Source organism: Oribacterium sp. oral taxon 078 str. F0262 (genome assembly GCF_000160135.1).
Classification (GTDB): domain Bacteria; phylum Bacillota; class Clostridia; order Lachnospirales; family Lachnospiraceae; genus Oribacterium.
The window spans coordinates 562,067-584,789 of record NZ_GG729933.1 but is presented as its reverse complement, the minus strand read 5'-3'; the positions used below and the strand labels follow the sequence as shown (position 1 = coordinate 584,789).

The window sequence follows — 22,723 nt, the reverse complement described above, 5'->3', positions numbered from 1 at the left end:
TCTAAAAATACGACTCTTCCTTAATACTTTTCAAGGAACTCATTTACGCTGATAATCTTTGGATCCCTCACAGTCGACTCGAGAAAGTCCTTATCCCCCGTAAGAAAAAGGTCAACATTCTCATTCAACGCAGCCCTCAAGATCGGCCTATCCTTCACATCTCGAATCAAACATTCTTCTGCGAACTCTCCTTCCGGCGTTTTGATAAACTCTATCGACTGGAGAATGGTATAAAGGAATGCTTCCAGCTCGACAGCCTTATCCGGAAACTTCTCTTGAAATTTACGATGAAGTTCATCGATTACATAATCACATATCTCTGCCTCAAAGGGAGGCCTAAGTGATTTCATAAGGGCAGCAGCAGATCGCCCATTTGGGAAAAGAGCCGCCGAGATAAAGATGTTGGTATCAATCATAACCTTCATCTATTCGTTTTCCCCTCTTCTGGATCTCATAATCCAGTCGGCGACCTCATCCTCCGACTTAAATCCAAGTTTTTCCGCTCTTCCCTTCATCTGTTCCTGAAATCTCTTTAGAGCATAAACCGCTGAGTTCATGATCCTTATTTCCGAGCCCTCCACAACAAAAGTGATCCGGTCTCCGATTTCAACGCCTAAAGCTTTGCGCACATTTTTCGGAATCGTTACTTGTCCTTTCGACATAAGCTTTGCATCATTTGCAAATACTGTTCCTTCCATGACATTTACCTCCACAGACGGGAAAGCAGGGTATCCCTAGCTATAATTTTACATAGAATTTCTATATATGACAAGAAGATATGATTTGATTCCGATTGATTCCGGTTATCCCATTTCTACAGGGTATACAAACTGCTGTCATCCATTTCTTATCACAGGATGTTTATCAAGTCGTGGTCATACTTTCTCCAGTGCGTCATTTTTAGAGAGCAGATAAACACAGTACTGATTCACGCTGACTCCTTCTTCTTTGAAATGCTCCGCCAAGCTCCTGTGAAGGCTCTTTGGGATACGGAGTTTAAACTGCCCCGAATACCCTTCCGTATTTACCGGCTCCGCAATAGCAATACCATCCTCTATAGCCGCAGCAATCCATTTTTTCTTCGCATCCTCGGCATTTTCCGCAACGCTCTCTATGGAATCTCCAACCGTAATACATCCAGGAAGGTCGGGATACCGCGCTATATATCCTCCTTCCTCCGGATCCGGAAGAATTTCCAGACGATACGGAAGGCTCATATAATATTCAATCGTTTTCATGTGCTGATTCCTCCACCACTTCTCGAACCATCTCTACATATATCTTCTTGATCGGTTCATGTTTTCTTGCCATGATGACCATCAGCTTTCTAATGATAATCGCCTATTTTATTTACATATGCGTTTCTCAATCCGCATAGCGCGTATCCTGCCCTATCAGTTTTCCTGCTGTGTTATGAGATTAGAGGCTCTCTCTGTCCTCCGCCTTCTGTGCGGAAGCGATCTCCAGCTCGATCCTCCCCTTTCCCATCGGCTCCAAAAGCCTCGCCGCTCTTTTCCTACGGAGCCGCACGGCCCTCAGCAGAATGCCAAAAATCGTATACGCCGACACACCGAGCAGAAAATCCAGCAGAGTCCACTTCAGGATCTCCAAAAGGAGCAGGAAGGGCTGGTCATAGAGAAGCGTGATGCAGTCCCTTATATTGTATAAGCTCCAGAAGAATGCATTTTCATGGATCAGATAGATCATAAAGGTAGAGGATCCCAGGAAGTTTATGATTCTGCTGTGTGGAATGCGGATTCGCCGAAAGATTTCAAAGAGGCAGACGACGAGAATGACGACAAGGATATCGAAATTTCCGAGCTCTCCGATGAACTGCACGAAATCCCCGTTTCCCCCATTTCTGACAAAACTCTCGATATTTCCTCTCGTCACATTATAGCTCGACAGAAGATGAAACAGGTTGACCAGAGCGATCACAAAAAGCAATGAGCGGGGCTTTATTTCTTTAAACGGCTGGTATTTGTGGAGGAAGCCCCCCAGCGCATAAAAGAAAACTCCGATCCCCGCGGTCCTAAGCTCAGAGGCCAGTCCGTCCAGCAGCCTCCCGGACCAGCTGAACTGGACGAAGGCAAGAAGAGTAATCAGGAAGGTAAAGTACTGCTTTTCCTCAAGTCCCGCCAGGAACTTGTTGAGAAAAAGAGCCGCGATAACGATCACGACGAAATAATATCCTATAAACCACCAGCCATTGTTGAACTCACCGGATACGATGAGGGCAAGGTATATCCCTGTATCCTGATTATAGAGGGAATCGAAGAGCGCCGACGCTATGACCAGCAGGACGGTCGCGAAAAAAAGCTGCATCAGTATCTTCTGCGAAACCCTGGCCAGATCGATCCTCTCCCTGGAGGCCAGAAAATAGCCGGAGAGCATCATGAAGAGGCCGTTTCCCACTGGTCCCAGCGGCATGGCGGCATGGATGAGCCAAAGCTGCGGATAAAATTCGGGACGATTGAATAAGCCGTTCCCGAAAAAATCGATCGAATTCATATCCGTGAGCTGTGCCTTCGGCCAATGCAAAAAGATGTGAAACATGACGATCATCAACATCGCCGCGATACGAAGGAGCTCGAAATTCGAGCTCCTGACTTTCCCGCTTTCCATGGAACTCCCCTCCCCTTTTCTGCGGGATGCCCCCTCCATCCAGGCCCCGCTGCTTTCATACATCCTAACATCTGTGAGAACTTAAGTCCAGGGCTCCGGCACAAGGCCCGCTGGCCGAGGAGTATAAAAAGATTTGCTTTAAAATACTAAAAGGGGATGCGGACAAAAACCCGGACTCTGACAGGATCCGGAAGGGACTGAAAAAATGGATTACGAGAAATCAACGGTTCGGAAATTCCGAACCGTTCAAGAAGAGGGAAGCTGTGTGGTTGCTCGTACCCTTACTTACTATAAGCTCAAAGAGAACCCGCCTGACACCCTCTCTCCTCCATGGCGTGAATCATGTCCACGACAAAGCGCTGGCACGGGACCTCGATGCCGAGCCTCTGTGCGGCGCGGACGACAGAGCCGCTGATCGTATCCACCTCGGTCCTTCTTCCGTCTCTTAGATCAGCGCAGATCGAGGTGATCCCCCCCGGAGAGCTCAGGGAGGTTCTTCTGACCCTCTCCCGGATCTCTTCCTCCTCCGCGCAAAGGCCCAAAGCGCGGGCCGCTTCCGCCGCCTCATGGATCAAAGCGCAGCACAAATTCCATGCATGCTCATTGGCACTGATATAGCCCATCTTCACCTGCAAAATTCCGGTCACGGCGCTCAGAGAGCTGTTGATAAAGAGCTTATCCCAGATCAACTGCTGAATATTCCCATAGATGCGGACGGAAAAGCCGCAGGCATCGAAGCTCTCCTTCAGCCTCGGGAGGAAAGCCTCCCGATCCTCACAGAGCATGCCGACATTGGTCTTTCCGCCTCCCCCTCGGCGGACATGCCCGAGCCCGAGCACTGCCCCATTGTCCTCCGTCGTTCCGATGATGATCCGCTCCCTCTCCGCGAACTTCCCGAGGATTTCCTCGTGCCCGGAGCCATTTTGCAGGCTCAGAAGCCGCGTCCCCTTCCCGATCAGCTTTCGGTTCTTCCGGAGCGCCTCTTCAGAGGAAAAGGCCTTCACGAAGAGGATCACAAGGTCCATCTCCGGGAGTCCCTCCGCGCTCAGAGACGCCCTCGGGCGGTAAAGCCTGCTGCTTCCCTCTTCCTCGATAAGGAGCCCCTCCTCCCGGATCCTCTCCACCAGCTCGCTTCGGCTGTCGATGAGCCAGACCTCATTCCTCTCTGACAGCAGTCCCCCGTAGACAGAGCCCATCGCTCCCGCGCCGATCACCGCTATCCGCATGGAAATCCCCCTCCCTGTAAGATCATATATTTCTCCGCCGCATCCCCGGGGCGGACCGCTCTTTTTCCTTTCCCGCGGATCTCTTATGGTCTCTTACGAAAACTCCGCGAGTCCCTCGATCGCATAGGCATGGACCGGACTGGAGTCCAGTCCCTTGATCGGAAGCGCCGTAAAGGAGAGGAAGAAAACATCCTGTTTTAATTCCTCCAGATTTTTCAGCACCTCGATGAAAATGATGTTCTCCGCGAGCAGGATATCATGGAAGGGCTTCACATCCTCATTGCAGTTCTCTATGGAAACCCCGTCCCCGAAGCCGACCGCCTTTACCCTCCTCTCGCGGAACCACTCCGCCGTCTCCGCATTGACAAAGAGCCTCTTGTCGAGCTCGGTATTGCTGTCCTTTGTGAACGGATTCAGCTTATAGGAGGAGTCGATGATGGCAATGTCTCCCTCCCGAAGCTTTGCGCCGAAGCGATCGAGATCCGCCGCGCCGATATGTCCGTTCGGCGCGATGCTCTCCCCGAAATTCACATAGACGCCCCGCCCCATAAAGCGGTCCAGCGGGACCTCCGTCACATCCGGCCAGCTCTCATCGTGATGATACGGGCACTCCGCGTGCGTCCCAAGATGGGACATGATATCGAGATTCGTGTGAAAATCCGGGATCGGTCCGCCGGTATTGAAGCGGTCCAGCCTGCATCTCCGGCTCTCCGAAGCGGGATCCACGAGCTTGGAAAGATCCACAAGCCGAAGCCCCATCCCTAAATCATATACTGTCTGCATAGTTTTCTCCTCTCTGCTGCCGCGTTTCCCTGCCGTTTTTCGCCGGCCGGGCACCCAAGCGCGGGACAGCTTCTCCTCGTCTGCCCCTTACTTTTACGCGGGGACTTATCTTCATGATAATGTAGAGCCGTTCGCCGCAGCGGATGGCCTGCGTACAGGCACACGGCGGCACGGCTTTGATTCCGGAATCGGATGCTTTGGGTATTTCCCCTGCCGGGCCGGAAATCACAGCACGGGAAGCGGCATCCATTCTCTGATCCTCCCCCCCCAAATCACAGCACAAGAAGCAGTGCGCACACGATGCACAGAATACTGCACAGCATCGAAATCGAGTTGATCGCGCTGGAGAGCCCCGGGTCCAGCTTGAGCTCCGAGCTGAAGGCCGGCGCTGTGGAGCCGATCGGAGCAAAGGCCAGGATGCACAGGGTCTGCCGTACCTCCCGCGCAAAGGGAAGCAGAAAATAAAAGCCGAGCGAAAGAAGCAGCGCCACAGCGTAGCGCACGGCGATCAGACGGATGAGCAGTGCGGTCTTTTCCCCGCCTCCCGAAATGTGAAAGCCCACGCCGATCATCAGCATCGCGAGAAAGGCATTGCCGCTCCCGATCAAAGAGGCGAAGTCACAGAGCGCCGCCGGGACATGGATATGAGAAAGCGAGAGCAGCGTCATCAAAAGGTAGACGTCAAAGGGAAGAGAGCAAAATAATTTCTTCAGAATCTTCTTCGGAGAGAAATGCCCTCCTCCGTTTAATACAAGGTCCGCGATGCTGTACGACCCGCCCAGGCCGATCACCGCATTTCCCGCGTCAAAAAGGCTTGTGACGATCACGCCCGTCGGGCCGAGAAAGCTCTGCACAAAGGGCAGGGTAAAGTTCCCGATATTGTAGCTCGGCAGGTTCATCACTGCAAAGGCTCTTTTTTCCCGGCCGTTCTTTGCATTGAGAAGAAACGCGAGCAGGATATAGAGCACACCGCCCAGAAAGCCGAGGAGGCAGAGGCTCAGCATCCCGGGATCGATCTCCTTATTGGCAAAGTTCGCAGCGATCGCCGCCGGAAGCGTGATCTTTAACACGATCTTCGACAGAAGCGGAAAATCCTCCTCACGGAAGAAGCCGATCCTCCGAAGCGTGATCCCCAGCAGTATGATGCCGATAAAGCAAAAAGCCTTTGTCAGCGTCGCCGCAACCCCCATCCTCTATTTCCCCCTCTCAGAAAAGCCCCGGGAAGAGTGCCGACGGGATCGAAAGCCAGATCTCCGGGAAGAGAATCAGAAGCAAAAGCACCGCCAGGGAGGAGAGAAAGTAGGGAAGTGTGCCCCGAAACGCGTCCTCGATCCGGATGCCGCTGATGGAGGACGCGAGCAGAAGGCAGAGCCCGTACGGAGGCGTCACCAGTCCGAGCGCCAGCGTCACAACGATAATGAGACCGAGAATGATCGGACTGATGCCGAGCGCCGTCGCGGACGGAAGGATGATCGGCACGAAGAGGATCATCGCCGGCACCGCGTCCATAAAGGTGCCTATGAAAAGGAAGAAGAGCACAACCACGAGGAGAAAGATCAGCCTGCCTCCGGCGAGCCCGAGGAAAAAGTTCTGCACCATCACATTCAGCTGATAATAGCTGAGCAGCTCCCCTAAGGCGTTTGCGGTCGCAAGCGCAAAGAGGGAGAGGGAGGACATCTTCATTGTCTCCACGAGGATTCCCGGGAGCTTTTGGAGCCGGATCGTCCGATAGAAAAAGATCCCCACAAGCAGCGCATACATGCAGGCAAACGCCGCGGACTCTGTCGGTGTAAAGAGCCCGGACACGATGCCGCCGATCAGGATGATCGGGGTCAGAAGGGCCGGCATGGAGCGAAACAGGAGCTTTAAAGCGGCGCGGATCGGGACCCTCTCCGACTTCGGAAAGTTCTTCCTCTTGGAATAGAAGCGCACCACCGCCATCATCGCAAGCCCGAGCAGGATGCCCGGGAGGATGCCTGTCATAAAGAGCGCTCCGGTGCTCACATTCGCGATCCCCGCGTAGACGACCATCGTGATGCTCGGCGGGATGATGGAGCCCAAGGTGGAGGAGGCCGCCGTGACGCCGACCGAGGTCCCCTTGTCATAGCCCTGCTTTTCCATCGCGGGGATAAAGATCTTTCCGACGCCGGCGGTGTCCGCCTGGGAGGAGCCGGAGATTCCGGCGAAAATCATGGATACCAGGATATTGGAATAGGCGAGCCCTCCCCGGAAATGTCCGACCAATGCATTGCAGCAGTCGATCAGCTTCTCCGTGATCTCCCCCTCATTCATCAGATTCGCCGCCAGGATGAAAAGGGGCACCGCGAGCAGGGTAAAGCTGTTCAGCCCATTGAACATCTTGGTGAAAACCACCGTATTCGGAATCGCGGGGAGGGAGCAGATCCCCAGAAAGGATACCAGCCCAAGTCCATAGCAGATCGGGACCCCGATCGCGATGCAGACGATAAATACAAGCACCAGAAGGACCGCCATCTACTTCTCTCCTTTCGCAAGCTTCCCGACATTCTCCGCGATCTGTGCTATGGTATAGATCGACGCGCTCAGTCCGGAGAGCGGCAGGCAGAGCCAGGTCGGTCCCCTCTTAAAGGAGGGGATATTGACCCAGGTATAGTTCCAAAACTGCCTTGTGATCCGTATGCCGTAGTAGACCATCCACAGGGAAAAGAGCAATATTGCGGCGGAGATTATGATCTCCAGAAGGAGCTTCGCCCGCTCACTTTTCAGCGCTCCGGAGAGAGAGCTGAACGCAAAGTGCCTCTTCTCATAGACCATCGCACCGGCCCCCATAAACACGGCCCAGATAAAGGAATACATGGAGACATCCTCTGTCCAGGTCGCCGCGATCCCGAGATAGCGGGAAAGCATCTGCACGACCACCGTGAGCAAAAAGAGAAAGAGAAAGGCGGCACCGACTCCGATCTGCACCTTCTCGAGGATCTGAATTGCTTTTTTCATCACATTCCTCTCATCGAAACAGAAGCGAACAGCTCCGCTCCGAGTCCGCCTGACGGCAGACTTCTATGCACGGAAATGATCCTTTTATGGAGATGCTTACTTTTCCGCTTTTCGGACCATTTCAAGCTCCGCCTTCATATTGTTGTCCGCCGCGAAGCTGTCCTGAATCGGAATCGCGATCGCCCGGAAGGCATCGATATCCATCTCCTCAAAGGGCGTCACCTCCGCGCCGTCCGCGATCACCTTCTCCTTGGACTCCTTGAACATGCGGTAGACTACCTCTCTCTCCTCCTTCGTGCAGGCCTCGACAGCCTCATCGATCCAGCCCTTCTGCTCCTCGCTCAGGCCGTCGTAGAAGTTTCCGTTCATCAGAAGGAGGCGCGTGGTGTAGTCATGATGTGTCTCGCAGATATAGTGACCGTTTTCGGTCTTGTGATGATCCTTCAGCATCAGGGAGGTATAGTCATTTTCCGCAGAATCTACGACGCCCTGCTGAAGCGCCTGATAGAGCTCTCCCCATGCCACCGAGGTCGGCACGGCCCCGCAGCCCTTCCAGAAATCCTGCTGCACCTTGGAGGACTGGGTCCGAATCGTCATCCCCTTCAGATCCGCGGGGGTCTTGATCGGCTTCTTTCCGTAATAGTCTCGGACGGAGGAGCTCCAGTAGGACAGGATCCTGAAATTGTTTCCCGTCTTCTCCTTCACGACCTCCTTCATCCTCGCGCCGAACTCCCCGTCGAGCGCGGCCTCCCAGTGCTCAAAGCTCTTGAAAAGATAGTTCAAAGAGAAGATGTCCACCTCCGGCACGCCGATCCCGGTCATAAAGCCCGGAGAGACGACGATCATATTCGCAGCCCCCATCTCGAGCTTCTCCACAAGCTCGGACTCGTTCTCTCCAAGCGTCCCCTTGTGGACCGTGACCGAAATCTTACCTCCGGACTTCTCCTCCACCACCTCCTTGAACTTATCCATGCCAAGAGAATACGGATTCTCCTCCGAAGTCTGATTCGAAGCGATGATCAGATTCAGCTTCGCCCCGCTGTCCGCAGAGGACGCCTTATCCGCTGCGCTGCTGCCGCTTCCCCCCGCGCTGCCGCAGGATACGAGGGATACCGCTGCCAGGATCCCCGCCAGTAGAAGTGCCAATCTCTTTTTCATAGTCCCCCCTTGATCTGTCTTTGCCGTCTCTCGCCGGCTGCCGTATGCTTGTGTCTTATACTACAGTGCCTTGATCTGCTCCCAGACCTCTTCCAGCACCGGGATTCCGTGCTCGCTGTTCTCCCTCCTCCGGATCCGCTCCCGCTCCCCCGGATAGAATACCTGCCCGCCCGGCGCAAGAGGCGTCGAGCTCCGAAGATCCTTCACCAGCTCCTCCGCGATCTGATCCGTGCTCTTTTCTCCGCAGAGCTTTCGCGGGTCCATCGCGATCAGGATCTGGGACAGGCCAGTCTCTGAGGAAAGCTCTCCGATCTCCCGGACGGAATTTCCGCTGCTCATCGCTGTCGCGATGAGATCCAAAAGGATCGAAAGCCCCGATCCCTTCCAGCAGCCGATCGGAAGCACTCTCCAGCTCTTCTCGATCGCCGCCGGGTCTCTTGTGAGACGTCCCTCCTCATCATAGCCGCCCGGGACCGAAAGCATGGCCCCCTTCTGCCTCGCCTCCTCCAGCTTCCCATAGGAAAACTGGGAGAGCGCGCAGTCCACGACGATATGTGCCCCGTCACTTTTCGGAAATGCCAGGATCAGCGGATTATTTCCGATCCTTCGCTCTTTTCCGCCCCAGGCGGGCATATTCGGCATCGTATTTGACCAGCAGATCCCGATGAAGCCCGCCTCTGCCGCCTGCCGGCCGTAGCTTCCGCCGCGCATCCAGTGGTTATTGTTCCTAAGAGCCACCATGCCGATGCCGTACTCTCCCGCGATCTCACAGGCCCTCTCCATCGCAAGCCTTGCATTCAGCGGTCCCAGACCCCGGTTCCCGTTCCATCTCTCCAGCGCGCCGAAGCGAAGCTCGCAGTCCGCGGATGCCTTCGGATCGATCTCCCCCTGATCCAAATACGAGATGACCCGCGGGAAGCGGTTGACACCATGACTGTACACCCCATCCAGGCTGTTCTCCGCAAAAATCTGTGCGGCCCTCCCGGCATTTTCTTCCGAAAAGCCTCTGCCGACAAGAACCCTCTGAAATTCGTCCCTCAGCTCCTGAAAACGAAGTCTCAGCATCTCTCTCCCCTTTTATCCCGGAATTTATCCCATATTAAAGATCTTCGCAATCGATTGTAACTGCATAATAGCACAATGTAATCGCTATATCAATCCATTCTTCTGGCATCTTATCACATACTTTCCGTAGTAGATTTGTGCTGATTCTCTAATTTTCTCTAATTCCTCCGCTTCCGGAGAATAGCTCATATGAAGAAAGCTCTCGTTCATATATCGAATTCTTCTTTCATCAGCTGATCGACGTCATCGGCGCTGAGGTTTTTTCCCGCTTTTGCAGATTCATAGCCCTTGGCAAGCTCCGCGTTCAATTCAGCACGGCTCATACCTCCGATGGCTGTCGGCTTGCCGTAAGAAAGATGTAAATCCAGCGGGAATCCCTTTGTCAGCACGATCTGACTATAAAGCATCTGAATGGCACTGGAAGGAGAAATGCCAAGCTGATGCAGGATGCTCTCTGCGTTTTTCTTCAGATTCGTATCAATTCTTGCATAAACTGCGCTTGTGTCTGCCATGGACGGCACCTCCTTTTGATCTTAGTATATCTTTTCCGGCAGCTTTTGCAAGCAATTGCAAGCAAATACCAACATTTAAATTTATCATTTCCGGAAGTATCCCGCAGGGGAAAAGGTCTGTCTCTGATAAAATAAAAGGACGGCGCTGTCTACGTCGTCTCCCGCTCCAGGATCCTGCACGGCAGCAGCCTTCGCTGACTTCGGATCCCCTCCTCCATTCCGAGCCTGAGAAGCTCCGCCGCGATCACGCTGGAATCGTACCTCCTGTTATCCAGTGTCGAAAGCTTCGGATTGCACATCTCCCCATAGATGCTGTTGTCGATCCCCATCAACGCCAGCTTCTCCGGCAGCTTATAGCCCTTATCCACAGCGGCCCGGACTCCGCCCGCTGCGATCAGATCGATGGAATACAGGATCCCATCCGTCTCCGGATGCTCTGTGAGAAGGCGCTCCGTCATCCGGCGCCCCTCCTCCACGGAGCGTTCCCCAACCCGGTAGATGAGCGGCTCCGGATTCAGGCCGTATTCCCGGCACTTCCTCCGATACCCCTCAAGCTTCCTCCGATTGGAGGGCGTCTCTTGATCTGTAACAAAGGCGATCCTCTTTCTCCCTCTCCCGTGAAGAAGCTCCATACAGCTCTCCACCCCCTTCTCCTCGTCGATCACGACGCCGGAGACATTCGGAAGCTCCATATAAGCATTGACCAGCACGACCGGAATCCCCGAAAGATAGCTCTCGATTCCCCTTTGGACCGCTTCCCCGCTAAACATGGAGCCGATGAGAGCCACTCCCTCCACACGGCGCTGCTCAACGAGCCGGATGCTCTCCAGCTTTTTCTCTTCCTCCGCACCGGCCCCCATGATGATCGAGCAGTAGCCCCGCTTCGTCAGCTCCTGCTCGATCACAAAGGCGCTCTCAATATGATGACTGACGCGGATGTCCTCGATCAGGATGCCGACCATCCTCGTGGACTGCTTTACCAGCCCCCGCGCGGCGACATCCGGGCTGTAATGATACTTTTCCAGCAGAGCCAGGATCCTCCGGCGCGTCTCCTCCTTCACCCCCGGCTTCCCATTTACGACGCGGGAGACTGTACTCGCCGCGACGCCGGCCTCTCTCGCGATATCATAAATCGTCATCATCCACACCCCTGCGTCGGGAATTCACAGCGGAAAACGCGGACTCTCCGCAGCTTCTCCTCGCTGTGAGCTCCGATTCCCTCTGATCCCTCTGAATGTCGGTCTCCTGCCTTTTCCGCCTCCTGCTCACAGGCTTATTGCCCTGCTTACAGGCTTATTGTCTGCTCACAGACTTATTATCCTGCTTACAGGCCTATTGTTCTTCCCGCTGTCTTCTTTTCCGGCTTGGCTGATTCCCTAGACACCGGCATATCCGCTCTTCATCCGGCAGATTTTCTGCCCTTTATCCTCATGCATTATTTTCGCAGGGAAGAAAATCCTGTCTCTCCCGGCCACGGAGACGCTGCATCCATCAGCCGCTCTCCGGCTCCAGAAAACGTCTGTCCCCGAGCTTTTTCCGAAAAGCGCGAAAGAGCGGGCCCGTGCAGAAGGAAAAGATGAGCTGCATGAGAAATGCCAGAAGGTAGAGCGCCGCCGCGCAGGAAAGCACGTGAAAGAGCAGAAGGGGGAGCGGAAGCGCGGCCGCCTCCCGTATCCTTAGATGGGGAAGGAAGACAGGATGCAGGAGATAGGCGGAAAAGGCAGCCTGAGCAAGGCAGTTGATCGCCGAAACGGTCGGGAGCTTCAGTCCTTTAAAAAGCCGAAAAACGAGGACCGCCTCGGAGATAACCAGCGGATTACAGTACGACCAGGCCGTGCTCTCACGGACCGGAATCCCCCTCCAGCGCTCGAAACAGGCCCAGAGCAGAAGAAGCAGAAGATTTCCAAGAAAAAGCAGCAAAAGCCTTCCCTGTGAAGCCTCCTCCTTCCCCGCTCCCCTCCTGTCCTTCCCCTCTTCCTCATAATCGCGGAGAAAAGCCCCTATGAGATAGAGCAGAGCAAAGTTCACGATCGTATAGCCATGCTGACTTCCGTAAAAGCTGATCGTGCTGAGACCGTTGTAATCCTTTCTCGCGAGATTTTGAAGCAGATCCACCGCGCTCGGATAGAAGGAGAAGAGAAGGAGCAGGAGAATAAGCAGCTTTCTCCTCTGCCTCCAGCTCCCCTCCGCCCTGTCCTTCTCCCGAAGTCCAGAAAGAAGGACATTCAGATAAGGAGAAATGAGATAGAGCCCCGAGTAGATCAGGATGAACCAGTTGCACGGTAAAAGCAGCCCCGCGATGTGCCGAAGGCTGAGCTTTTCCCAGCCCATCCCCGCCTGAAGGAGGAGGGAGAGCTCCCCATACAGGATAACCTGGAGGATAAGTTCCAACGGCTTCGTGCAGTCCCTTTTCCCTGAGCGGGACAGGAAATAGCCGGAGATCAGAACAAAGACATTGACCGCGCAGATCGCAGTATTTTGAAGGAGCTGCAGCATAAGCAGATTCCATCCGGAGCTGTATTTCAGCCCCCCTCCGATCTCCGCATTATTATAATGCAGGATGATAACCCCCATCGCGGCGAGTATCCTGAGCAGCTCTATCCCGGAATTTCGTTCCCTTCGTTCCGCCATTTCTTTTCCCCCTTTGATTACGATACGATCCGATCTCTGTTCTCTTCCTCCTCAGAAAGCGCGGCGAAGAGATCTGTCTTTTTCCCTCGGATGTGATCCAATCCCTCTGCACCTTAGCCCCGAAGCAGGCACAAGATATCGAGCCGGCTTTCTTTCCCCTTCCAATGCAGTCCGATCCCTCTGCGCTTCGTCTTTAAAGCGGGCATACTGCATCTATCATCCATCTATCCTTTTCTCTTATGATGCGCCCCGATCTCCATGCACTGTGCGCCCTGCCGGATATATTTTTCCTTCTGATGGGCAGAATCACTCCCCTCCGCCATTGACTCTTCCCCTCCCATCGCGCTTCCCTGCCGGATGGACGAAAAGCCGCGGGCTCACTCTCTTTTCCCCGTTTCCTTTTTCATGCCTCTTAGGAGCATCCCGATATCCTCCCTGTATAAAAAGAGGTAGAGTGCTGCGCAGAGTACAGCCTCTGCCAGACCGAGGAAGACATTCCTATGGAAAAATATCCTCCATATGAGGAGCGAGAGCAAAAGGAGCAGGCAGGACAGGAGAAAGCGGGTGCGGATCTTCATGAGCTTCATGCGAATCAGAACCAGACAGCAGACAAGATCCGAGATGATATAGCCGCAGAGCGTCGCGATCGCCGCCCCCTCGATCCCGATCCGGGGAATCAGGAGAAAGTTCAAAAGGATATTCGCCGCCGCGCCGCCGGACAGAATCAGCATATTCGGCCAGGTCTTCTTCACGACCAGAAACTGATTGGCCGCGACCTGAAACAGCATTTGCAGAAGCGGCGCAAGAAAAAGATAGGGAGCTACGATAAAGCCCTCCACATAGTCCCCGGCAAAGAGAAGCCGGTAGAGAAAATAGCTAAAGGCGGCGATGAAGATCGATGCCGAAAAGGAGATCACCCCCAGGTATTCAAAGACCCTGGAATTGCTCTCCACCTGATTTTCCTCCTTCATCGTGGAGAAGGCGAAGTACTGCCAGCCCCCGGCGAAGGCCGCATAGATCAGCTGGCTGACCTGTCCGAGCTTCGCGCCGATGGAGTAGATTCCGGCGGCCCCCACATTCATGAGATTTGTGATCATCAGTTTGTCGCTGGAATTAAAGACCCAGTAAATCAGAAAATTCGGGAAAAGCGGGATCGCGATCGAAAGGAGAGGTCTTAAAAGGCTTCGGTCAAAAAAGGACAGGCGAAACCATTTCCGGTTCATGATAAAGAACGCGGCCTCGATCGTAAAGCCGGAAAGCGCAATCGCGAGCGGGAGAGCGATGATGTAATACCCCCGGAGCAAAAGCGGGATGGAGATCGAGTAGGAGAGAAGGGGGGTCAGCGTGTTCGTGACGACAAAGACCCTCCTTTTGTTCTGCATCCTTGTGGGGGCGGAGATCAGATTGTTTGTCGCCGTGACCAGCGTCGCGGCCGCGGAGATATAGACGAGGTAGGCGTATTTCCTGTCACTGAAAAACCATCTCGCGATCAGCCCCCGAAAGAGAATCATCAGGAGAAAAACCAGAAGGGAGGTGCAGAGCGTAAAGGCAAGCGCCGTGGAGCAGATCCTCTTCTTGAAGTCCTCCTCATCCTTTTCGAAATACATCCGATACATCGCATCATACATGCCGAGCACCGCAAGCGCGCTCGCGAAGCTGATCAGGGTATTCGAGAGATCGCTGATCCCATAGTAGGAGGGATCCGGCATCAGCCTCGTGACGATCGGGACCATAATGAGCGGGACTATCTTTCCGATCGTCCCGCCGAGTCCGTATACCAGGAAATTTTCTATGAAAAGCCTGAATTTTTTCATGCGCCCTCACCGAGCGGAGCGGAAAGCGTTGAGATTTTGAATCACGTAATCGATCTCCTCCTCGCTCATACCATAGTACATCGGGATGCTGAGCTCTGTCTCGCTGATCTCCTCCGCAATCGGAAGCGCCCCCTTCGGGATGCCGAGACTCTCATAGCAGCGCTGAAGATGCATGGGAATCGGATAATGCTTATTGGTCCCGATCCCCGCCGCATTGAGACTTTGCTCCAGCTCCTCCCTCCTTTTCGAGCGGACGGCGAAGATATGCCAGACCGGAACGGCATTTTCCGAGACATGGGGCAGGATGAGCTCCGGATTCTTGATCTCGGTAAGATAGCGCCCGGCCGTCCTCCGACGGTCTTCATTGACCTTCGGAAGAAGGGGGAGCTTCGCATCCAAAAAGGCGGCCTGAAGCTCATCGAGACGGGAATTACAGCCCTTACGGATATGATGATACTTATAATCCGATCCGTAATTTCCGAGCTCGCGCACCTTCCTCGCGATCTCCGCATCATTTGTCACGACCGCCCCCGCATCCCCGAGCGCGCCCAGGTTCTTCCCGGGATAGAAGCTAAAGCCCGAGGCGATCCCGAAGGAGCCGACCATCCTCCCCTTATAGAGCGCGCCGTGCGCCTGCGCGCAGTCCTCCACCACATAGAGGCCTCTCCTCTTTGCGATTTCCATGATCTCATCCATCTCGCAGGCCTGTCCGTAGAGATGCACCGGGATCAAAGCGCGGGTCCTTCCCGTAATTTTCTCCTCGATCCTCTCCGGGTCAATGTTAAAGGTCCGGATATCCGGCTCCACAAATACGGGAAGCGCTCCGGTATAGGTCACAGCGAGCGCTGTCGCGATATAGGTATTGGACGGCACGATGACCTCATCCCCCGCGCCGATCCCGAGCGCCTTCAGGATGAGAACGAGCGCGTCCAGTCCGTTTCCGACCCCGACGCAGTATTCCACCCCGCAGTACTTCGCGAAGTCCTCCTCAAACCTCTTGTCCTCCTCGCCCTCGATATACCAGGATCTTTCGTAAACCCTCTCAAAGGCCGCCCGGATCTCACGGTCGAGCTCTCTCTCGAGGGGTTTAAAGCTGACAAACGGCACTCTCATCTCTTCTCCTCCCCATCTTCTCCCACAAAGCGCAGAAATTCCTCATAGTCTCTGATATAGTCCTCTTCCCTGTAATAATCGGAGGCCAGAACCATCAGGACCGCGTCCTCGGAGAAATCAAACATCTCCCTCCACATATTGTTGGAGACATAGAGACCCTCATACGGCTTTTCCAGAGGAACGATCTTCTTTTCCCGCCCGTTGTCCAGACGGATCTTGCAGGAGCCGTGGATGCAGATGAGGATCTGCTCCAGGGATTTATGTGCGTGATATCCCCTCGTCACTCCGGGCGCCGTATCATACATATAATAAACTCTCTTGATCTCAAAGGGAATATCCTTAAATTCCTCCAGCGCGACGAGCTGCCCTCTCTCATCCCCGTGCGGCTGAAAGACATATTTTACGACCTGCATTCTTCTCTCTCCTTCCTCTTTATCGTGAAGCTGTGCCAAAGGTACAGGGCATGCATCGCCGTCCTTGTCAGAGCCCCGCAGCTTCCCCGGTAGGCAGCCGGCATGACGAAAAGACTCTCCATCGCGTGATCTATAGAGTAGACCGTGCGATAGAGCTCCAGCGCCTTCCGGCTCTTCTCCCTGTATTCCGCCTCCGGCATCTGGTAGACCCTTCGGATGAGCTCCTGAAAGCGGAAGGCCCGGTAGCGCTCCGGCTCGCTCACCTTCTCCGAAAAGCGCCCCTCCACCGGCCCCCCGAGACAGTTCACTTCCCCGAAGAATCCCGCGGAATAGTTCTCTGTCTGATAGGCGGAGGCATTGATGCAAAGCACACCCTCCCTCACAAAATCCAGCATGCTGGTCCCCATTCCGACATGGACATCGCTCTCCCGGATGAGCGGCGTGAGCTCCTCGTAGGGGAGCTCTCCGAGGAGCTCCACCCTTTCTTGAATATCCTGCGGGAGTTTCTCTCTCTCCTCCCGGAGCCGGGGCAGTCCCGGCCCGTCCCCCGCGATCTTTAGCTTCATATCGGGATACACCCGGGCGAGCTCCGAAAAATCCGACAGAAGGCCGAGCACATAGCCCTTGAAGGGGAAATCCATCCGGCAGAGGCTGCTGATGACGAAGCTTCCCTCCCGCCTCTTCCGCTCTCTCCCTTCCTCTCCTCCCTCCGTCCTAAGGCCAGGCTCTATGATCGAAATCTTCTCCCTCGAAAGCCCATAGGTATTCGCCGCGATGTCCCGCATGATCTCGTCCATGACGGCGAAGGAGCCGCTCAAGCTGAGCTTTCGGAGGAAGCCTCTCGTCAGCCTGACATTGAGAGAAAGCCTCGGAGACACATCGCCCCAGAAGAGCGCGTAGAAGACCGAGCGCACAGAGCGAAGACCGAGAGAGCGAAGGAGATCTGCGCTGAGATAGAGATTCTCGAAGCTAAGCTGCAAATTCAGGATCTCCGCATCCTCCGTGAGATAGTCCTTAAGCCTCTGCTCCGCCCGAATCCCAAAGACGGTATAGCGAAAGCGCACGATCTCCACCCCGGCCTCCCGGAACATCCTCCCCGCGTTTTCCGATACCGAAGAGCCTTCGGAGACAAGGGCAATCGTCCTTCCTCCCCTCTCCGAAAGCCAGCGCGCCATCCGGTAGAAATAGGTTGTACCTCCCCCCATCTCCACCCGATCAAAGCAGCAGAGCATGATCTTCCTTCCCATCCTCAGTCCCCTCTTCCTCTCATAACTCTCAATTCTCTCACGGCATCCGAACTGCAAAGCCACCGCCGACGCCGCCCCGCCGACCGGTCGGTCCATAAACAGGCCGTCTGCCGCCCCGGCGTTTAGCGATCTGGTTTTTCAAGATCGCTTATGCGCCGCTGGCCGCGGCAGTCGGAGCGAGAGCGTCCTGTGTTGGAGCGGCTGGTCGGCGGAGGCTTCGCCCGGGTGGCTTCCGCCGACCTCCCTTCGGGAGGCATTTCTCTTCGAGAAGACTCAAGGACGCTCCGAGTCTGCCTGATGGCAGACTTCTGCGCTCTGCTTCGCTTCTTCGAAGCGAAGGACTCGGCTTCGCCCGGGTGGCTTCAGCCGATCTCCCTTCGGGAGACACTTCTCTTCGAGAAGACTCAAGTACGCTCCGAGTCTGCCTGATGGCAGACTTCTACGCTCTGCTTCGCTTCTTCGAAGCGAAGGACTCGGCTTCGCCCGGGTGGCTTCAGCCGATCTCCCTTCGGGAGACACTTCTCTTCGAGAAGTGGTCAAGTACGCTCCGAGTCTGCCTGATGGCAGACTTCTACGCTCATTCCACCTGAAGCGGAGTTTCTTTCCCCGTAAAACGAAAGCTCTGCTCCGGCTCTCTGACTCTCCCCCAGTCGTCCATCTCCCCGATCCTCGAAAGCTCGGGATCTCCTCTCAGAAACTGAACTCCCCTCCCGTTTGGAAGCCTCAGAGAGACCCAGAGATAATGGTTTTTGTACTGGAAGCGAAGATTCCGATAGAAAAGCTCCCAGTCCGCGGGGCTTAGGCTCCCAAGCTCCTCCTCTGTGAGTTCCCGGATCAGATAGGGATAGGCCCGGAATTTCCCGGGCTGCGAGATCCTCGCAGGACTGTAGCTCCCCATATCCTGATCGGCCCGCTTAAGGAGCGGCAGAAAGCGGGTGGGCGGAAGCTCCGCCCCGGCCTTCACCCAAAAGCCGAACCAATACTCCTGATACTTCGACCGATTCACCGAGAAATCCGGATAGTCCGGCATGGCCATAAGTCCCGGCTCCGTCCCGGCCGTCCCCCCCGCCGTACCGTAAACCGTCACAAGGCCGGGCACCGTCGCTCCTCCGTCTGTGAAGCGGTACTCCCCATCCGGAAGATCTGTCCGAACGGAAAGCGGAATCGTGAGATCCTGCTCCCCGTTTTTTCCAAAGAGGAGGATCGTCCCATCCCCCTCTATCTGCATATGGAGATCCCCAAAGGAGCGAGACTGCGTATCGACGATGAAGAGATTCTCTGAGGACGCCCCCGGATCCGAGAGGAAATACTGGCTCAAGGCTCTCTGGGAAAGGAGCTTCTCATAGTGCGGCAAGCGATACTCCGGGAGAATCATTCGGTCAAGCCTCTCCCCGAAAAAGAGAGCCAGGATCAAAAGCACAGCAGGAAGAAAAAAGATCAGCTCACGCTTCTTCATACTCCCCTCCGATCAGCTCCAGAAATTCCTCCGCCGCCTTCTTCCACGAAAAATCCTCTCCCCTTCTCCTGCTTTTCTCCTCCATCTCCTTTCGAAAGGAGGGATCCCCGAGGAGCCTTCGGAGGATCTCTCGTAAGGCTCCCGCATCCCCCGTCGGAAACAGGAGCTCCGGAATTCCCACGACCTCCGAGAGAGAGGAATTGTCCGCCGCCACGACTGTCGCGCCGCTCTTCATGGCCTCCACCGCGGGCGTGCCGAAGCCCTCGTAGAGAGAGGGCATCACAAGGCAGAGACTCTCTGCGAGAAGGAGCTGCTTCCTCTCATTTGAGACGAAGCCGGGATAGAGGATATCCGGGTCCGCCTCGATCCGACGCAGGGTCTCCTCATAGTTCCAGCCGCATTTTCCGCAGACGACAAGCTTCAGTCCGCCTTCCTTCAGCCCCTGAAAGGCATCGATCAGGACATCGAGATTCTTTCTCGGCTCCAAAATCCCGATAAAAAGGATGTATTTCTTTTCGGAGAGCCCCTCCGGGAGCTGCTCCTCAGAAAGGGGATGCGTCGTCGCGGAGGGATAGATCACCTGAATTTCTTTCCCGCTGCACTCCCTCTCATAGTATGAGAGCAAGGTTTTCCTCGTATAACGGGAGACCGTGACGATCCGGTCCGCCTCCCGAAGGGAGCTCCCGCCGAAAAGCCGCAGCATGAAAAGAAGCTTTCGATCCATGAGACTCGGATAGACCCGGTAGGTGAGATCATGCACCGTGAGAATCCTCCGGCATCCCTTCGGAAGTCCCAGAGGCATAAACTGCTGCGTCCCCCAGAAGGCATCCAGAACAATTCCCTCTCTCCGGAGAAAGCGGGGGAGAAGGAACTCAAAATACAAGGTATTCGGCAGAAAGCGAAAGCCCTTATAGCGAATCTTACGGACTCTCGGATGCTCCGGAAAACAGATCTCCCCGTCCGATATGAGATAGAGCTCAAGCTCCCGGGAAAGCTCCAAAAGCTCCGAGAGCATCGCGTCCAGATAGGTTCCGATCCCGGACTTCTTTTCCATCAGAGGACGCGCATCAACTCCCAGCCTCATGCTCTCTCCTCCCTTCTGGACAGTACGAGAAAGCTTATCATAAGCGCATAGTTCTCCGCGTTATAAAACATCCCCCAGAAATGGCCGTTAAAGATTCCGGTGATGCACCAGAGCAGAATCATCAGAAAATATGCGCTTCCGTAATGCCGGATAAGCTTCGCCGCCTTCCCGTAAAAGAGCATCAGAAGCCAGGACAGAGTCCCCAGAATCCCCATCCCCGAGAGGATGCTGGAGAAGGAGCCGTGCGAAGAGGTCGTCCCGATCCCGATCCCGAAAAAAGGGCGGAAGCGAAGGAGCGCCAGCGTGGAAAAACTGCTGATCAGCCGCACCCGGCTCGACTGGTAGGGAATATCTCTGACCCTCTCTACATCGATGAAGAGGAGCCCCCAGTCGTCAAAGACCGCCTTCATTCTCTTTCCGAAATAGCTGCTGTCCAGGATCCCGCTCCGATAAATGATGTAGAGGATGGAGAAAGCCAGAAGACACCACAAAAAGATCTGAAATATCTTCTCTCCCCGGATATTTTTCCGGTAGCGACTGATGAAAAAAATCGCGAGAAAGGCCAGAGCGAAGACCACGGAGGAAAAGGACATGCTGAGAAGCATGAGGAGGAAGGCCTGAATGGCCCAGTGAAGCGACATCTTCCCGAGCTGATAGTTCGCCAGGAAGAGAAATGCGACGAGAAGCATGGCATAGGAAAAATGCGCCGCCTCCGTCGTAAAGCCGCTCAAACGAAAAAGGATTCCCCTCTTCTCCATCATCGGAAACACCGCTTCGTTATAGCCGAAAAACAGATTGTTCAGGCTGAAAAGGACGTTGGAATGCGTGAGATTTTTAATCAGAAATTCGACCCAGCCGAAAATCACCGCGGCCTTGCACCATTTTGCGCATTTATCCAGCAGAGCCTCATAATCCTCCCTTCGAAAGCTGAGATAAATCCCATAGAGAATCGTGAGAAAGATCAGATACTGAATCAGCGTTTTCGTGACATAGGAGCGGAGAGCCGGAAGCTGCAGCTCGGTATTTCCGAACCAGTAGTCATCGATCAGCATATCCCCCGTCACCATATATTTCTGAAGAGGCCAGAGCTTTAGGCCGAGCAGACCGACAAAGAGGGCGCTCAGCGCAAGAAAAAGCTTGATCGTGCTTCCCGCATCGATTTCCCCGGATTTTTTTATGATAAAAAAGAGGGCCAGGATCAGGCAGATGAATTCCGTATAAAAATTATATTTGATCCCGCTTCCGATGCTGAGGAAGGCCCCGGCCTCGACATTCATATATACGAAGACATGCATTGCAAGAAGAGCGATGAACTTCTCCTTCAAAGTCCCGCTCTGAAAAAGGGTATATCCCGTATATGCCAAAAGGATCAGCGAAAATGGGTGAATCACGAAGCACTCCTCTCATCCGGCTTTCCGAAAAAGCTCTGCATCCATCGTTCTGCCCTCCGATAAAACCCGCTCCTCGCCAGGACGGAAAGCAGGGGTTCCGCGTAGACAAGGTCCAGAACGATCGCCGCCGCAAAGAGCGCGGCAGGGATAAGAGCTGTAAAGAATGGCGAAAATGGGGACGCTCCCCAGCTCCCCGTCCGGAACAGTAAAAGCCAGATCGACGGAAGCAAAGCGGGAATCTGATGTAAAATATAAACCGTAAAGGTTTTTCTCCCGAGAAAATTGATGAAGCGGCTGTAATGGACGCGGCTTCCCAGCACTCCCTCAAAGAGAAAAAGAGCACAGAGAAAGGCGGGCAGCATATTCATATTGACAAAATAAAATGCCAGATTGAGACCGTCCTTCAGTCCCGCGCTCAGAGCGGGAAAGGCGGGCAGCAAAACATCGCTCACAAAGAGACCGAAGAAAAAAAGGGAAAGGTAGCAGGCAGCGGAGAGCAGGTAAGCGATCCCCGCCCGTCTTATGATAAGGCGGGAGAGAAAGCGTCCCTCCCATGTCCTCTCTCCCGGATAATCGCCGCGAAGACTTCTCTTCAGATATCCTGTCAGAAGATAAAGCAGCATGAACCAGATCTCCTCCCCGAGGAAGAAATAGTCATTTCGAAGCGTAAAGGTCGGGATCAGACAGATTAAAACAAGTCCTGTGAGAATCAGCCTCTCTGTGAGAAGACGAAAGGAAAGGGCGTAATTCAGGAGAGGCCCCGCCATTAAAAGCATGATATAGCAGCTCACAAACCAAAGAGGCGAGCCGGAAAATGGTAGAATTCCGCGGACCAGCGCTTCCGCGCCGACGTCCGGCAGAAAAAGCTTTCCGAGGATCGTGATCGGCACACAGTAAAGAAAGAGGCGAAGATAAAGGTCCAGCAGTCTGCGCGCACGGAAATCCGAATCCGAAAGAAACCAGGCTCCGATCATCACGAAGAGATCCACCCCGATTCTGGGACCCAGGCTGATAAAATAATAAAAAGCATGATAGGACGCTCCCCTTAGCTCCGAAAAGATCCCGGACTGCGTCGCAAAATGACCGAGGACGATCATCAGCATCGCGGCAATCCGCAAGAGCTCAAATCTGCTGTCCCTATGCTTCAGGCCCTCCTGCTTTGGCACCTGCTTCACCTCCTCTCTGACTCCTTCCCTCTGATTTCTTCCCATTCGACATCCGGCCGTCAC

23 protein-coding genes are annotated in these 22,723 nt (G+C 54.5%); 1 reads left to right on the top strand and 22 read right to left on the bottom strand.

The window, feature by feature from the left end; translation table 11 throughout:
- Positions 1-20 precede the first annotated feature (20 nt).
- The 18 genes from GCWU000341_RS02665 to GCWU000341_RS02575 all read right to left on the bottom strand — a co-directional run bounded on the left by GCWU000341_RS02665 (position 21) and on the right by GCWU000341_RS02575 (position 17,563).
- On the bottom strand, positions 21-425 hold the full coding sequence (locus tag GCWU000341_RS02665; protein ID WP_009214176.1) for a putative toxin-antitoxin system toxin component, PIN family: 405 nt from the start codon (positions 423-425) through the stop codon (positions 21-23).
- On the bottom strand, positions 426-698 hold the full coding sequence (locus GCWU000341_RS02660) for an AbrB/MazE/SpoVT family DNA-binding domain-containing protein (protein ID WP_009214175.1): 273 nt from the start codon (positions 696-698) through the stop codon (positions 426-428). It abuts the gene before it with no gap.
- A 177-nt stretch (positions 699-875) separates the two neighbouring features.
- On the bottom strand, positions 876-1,238 hold the full coding sequence (locus tag GCWU000341_RS02655) for a type II toxin-antitoxin system HicB family antitoxin (RefSeq protein WP_009214174.1): 363 nt from the start codon (positions 1,236-1,238) through the stop codon (positions 876-878).
- Between the two features lie 181 nt (positions 1,239-1,419).
- Positions 1,420-2,625, bottom strand: coding sequence for an acyltransferase family protein (locus tag GCWU000341_RS02650; protein WP_196794786.1), 1,206 nt, complete (start codon positions 2,623-2,625; stop codon positions 1,420-1,422).
- 296 nt (positions 2,626-2,921) lie between these two features.
- Positions 2,922-3,851: a ketopantoate reductase family protein gene (locus GCWU000341_RS02645; RefSeq protein ID WP_009214172.1), complete on the bottom strand. Its 930-nt coding sequence runs from the start codon at positions 3,849-3,851 to the stop codon at positions 2,922-2,924.
- A 93-nt stretch (positions 3,852-3,944) separates the two neighbouring features.
- The gene (locus tag GCWU000341_RS02640; protein WP_009214171.1) at positions 3,945-4,634 is read right to left on the bottom strand and encodes a cyclase family protein; all 690 of its coding nucleotides are present in this window, start codon (positions 4,632-4,634) and stop codon (positions 3,945-3,947) included.
- A gap of 272 nt (positions 4,635-4,906) precedes the next feature.
- Entirely contained in the window at positions 4,907-5,824 is a 918-nt protein-coding gene (locus GCWU000341_RS02630) for an AEC family transporter (RefSeq protein ID WP_009214169.1), read from the bottom strand.
- A gap of 16 nt (positions 5,825-5,840) precedes the next feature.
- Positions 5,841-7,127, bottom strand: a complete 1,287-nt coding sequence (locus GCWU000341_RS02625; RefSeq protein WP_009214168.1) for a TRAP transporter large permease — start codon at positions 7,125-7,127, stop codon at positions 5,841-5,843.
- On the bottom strand, positions 7,128-7,610 hold the full coding sequence (locus tag GCWU000341_RS02620; RefSeq protein WP_009214167.1) for a TRAP transporter small permease: 483 nt from the start codon (positions 7,608-7,610) through the stop codon (positions 7,128-7,130). It abuts the gene before it with no gap.
- 96 nt (positions 7,611-7,706) lie between these two features.
- Entirely contained in the window at positions 7,707-8,768 is a 1,062-nt protein-coding gene (locus tag GCWU000341_RS02615) for a TRAP transporter substrate-binding protein (RefSeq protein WP_009214165.1), read from the bottom strand.
- Between the two features lie 60 nt (positions 8,769-8,828).
- Positions 8,829-9,833, bottom strand: coding sequence for a 3-dehydro-L-gulonate 2-dehydrogenase (yiaK, locus tag GCWU000341_RS02610; protein WP_009214164.1), 1,005 nt, complete (start codon positions 9,831-9,833; stop codon positions 8,829-8,831).
- A 206-nt stretch (positions 9,834-10,039) separates the two neighbouring features.
- Complete coding sequence (locus GCWU000341_RS02605) at positions 10,040-10,345, bottom strand: type II toxin-antitoxin system RelB/DinJ family antitoxin (RefSeq protein ID WP_009214162.1); 306 nt, start codon at positions 10,343-10,345, stop codon at positions 10,040-10,042.
- A gap of 149 nt (positions 10,346-10,494) precedes the next feature.
- Positions 10,495-11,487 (bottom strand): LacI family DNA-binding transcriptional regulator, encoded by a 993-nt coding sequence (locus GCWU000341_RS02600; protein ID WP_009214161.1) that lies wholly within the window; start codon positions 11,485-11,487, stop codon positions 10,495-10,497.
- 349 nt (positions 11,488-11,836) lie between these two features.
- Positions 11,837-12,976 carry an acyltransferase family protein gene (locus tag GCWU000341_RS02595; protein WP_009214159.1) on the bottom strand — a complete coding sequence of 380 codons (1,140 nt, stop codon included), beginning with the start codon at positions 12,974-12,976 and terminating at the stop codon, positions 11,837-11,839.
- 377 nt (positions 12,977-13,353) lie between these two features.
- Positions 13,354-14,790: a lipopolysaccharide biosynthesis protein gene (locus GCWU000341_RS02590; RefSeq protein WP_009214158.1), complete on the bottom strand. Its 1,437-nt coding sequence runs from the start codon at positions 14,788-14,790 to the stop codon at positions 13,354-13,356.
- A gap of 6 nt (positions 14,791-14,796) precedes the next feature.
- Entirely contained in the window at positions 14,797-15,903 is a 1,107-nt protein-coding gene (locus GCWU000341_RS02585) for a DegT/DnrJ/EryC1/StrS family aminotransferase (RefSeq protein ID WP_009214157.1), read from the bottom strand.
- Positions 15,900-16,316, bottom strand: coding sequence for a sugar 3,4-ketoisomerase (locus GCWU000341_RS02580; RefSeq protein ID WP_009214156.1), 417 nt, complete (start codon positions 16,314-16,316; stop codon positions 15,900-15,902). The genes GCWU000341_RS02585 and GCWU000341_RS02580 overlap by 4 nt, the downstream gene beginning before the upstream one ends.
- Complete coding sequence (locus GCWU000341_RS02575) at positions 16,304-17,563, bottom strand: glycosyltransferase (protein ID WP_040652956.1); 1,260 nt, start codon at positions 17,561-17,563, stop codon at positions 16,304-16,306. The genes GCWU000341_RS02580 and GCWU000341_RS02575 overlap by 13 nt, the downstream gene beginning before the upstream one ends.
- A 428-nt stretch (positions 17,564-17,991) precedes the next feature.
- Between GCWU000341_RS02575 and GCWU000341_RS13400 the strand changes: the two genes are divergently transcribed.
- A complete protein-coding gene (locus GCWU000341_RS13400; RefSeq protein WP_009214153.1) occupies positions 17,992-18,153 on the top strand; it encodes a hypothetical protein in 162 nt (53 codons plus the stop codon).
- Here GCWU000341_RS13400 and GCWU000341_RS02565 read toward each other — a convergent pair.
- The 4 genes from GCWU000341_RS02565 to GCWU000341_RS02550 are packed head-to-tail and all read right to left on the bottom strand — an operon-like array spanning position 18,141 to position 22,705.
- Positions 18,141-19,019 (bottom strand): hypothetical protein, encoded by an 879-nt coding sequence (locus tag GCWU000341_RS02565; protein ID WP_009214152.1) that lies wholly within the window; start codon positions 19,017-19,019, stop codon positions 18,141-18,143. The two genes, GCWU000341_RS13400 and GCWU000341_RS02565, sit on opposite strands and share 13 nt — an antisense overlap.
- A complete protein-coding gene (locus tag GCWU000341_RS02560) occupies positions 19,006-20,103 on the bottom strand; it encodes a glycosyltransferase family 4 protein (RefSeq protein WP_009214151.1) in 1,098 nt (365 codons plus the stop codon). Before GCWU000341_RS02560 ends, GCWU000341_RS02565 begins: the two co-directional genes overlap by 14 nt.
- On the bottom strand, positions 20,100-21,494 hold the full coding sequence (locus GCWU000341_RS02555; RefSeq protein ID WP_009214150.1) for a hypothetical protein: 1,395 nt from the start codon (positions 21,492-21,494) through the stop codon (positions 20,100-20,102). Before GCWU000341_RS02555 ends, GCWU000341_RS02560 begins: the two co-directional genes overlap by 4 nt.
- Positions 21,491-22,705: an acyltransferase family protein gene (locus tag GCWU000341_RS02550; RefSeq protein ID WP_009214149.1), complete on the bottom strand. Its 1,215-nt coding sequence runs from the start codon at positions 22,703-22,705 to the stop codon at positions 21,491-21,493. The genes GCWU000341_RS02555 and GCWU000341_RS02550 overlap by 4 nt, the downstream gene beginning before the upstream one ends.
- Positions 22,706-22,723 lie beyond the last annotated feature (18 nt).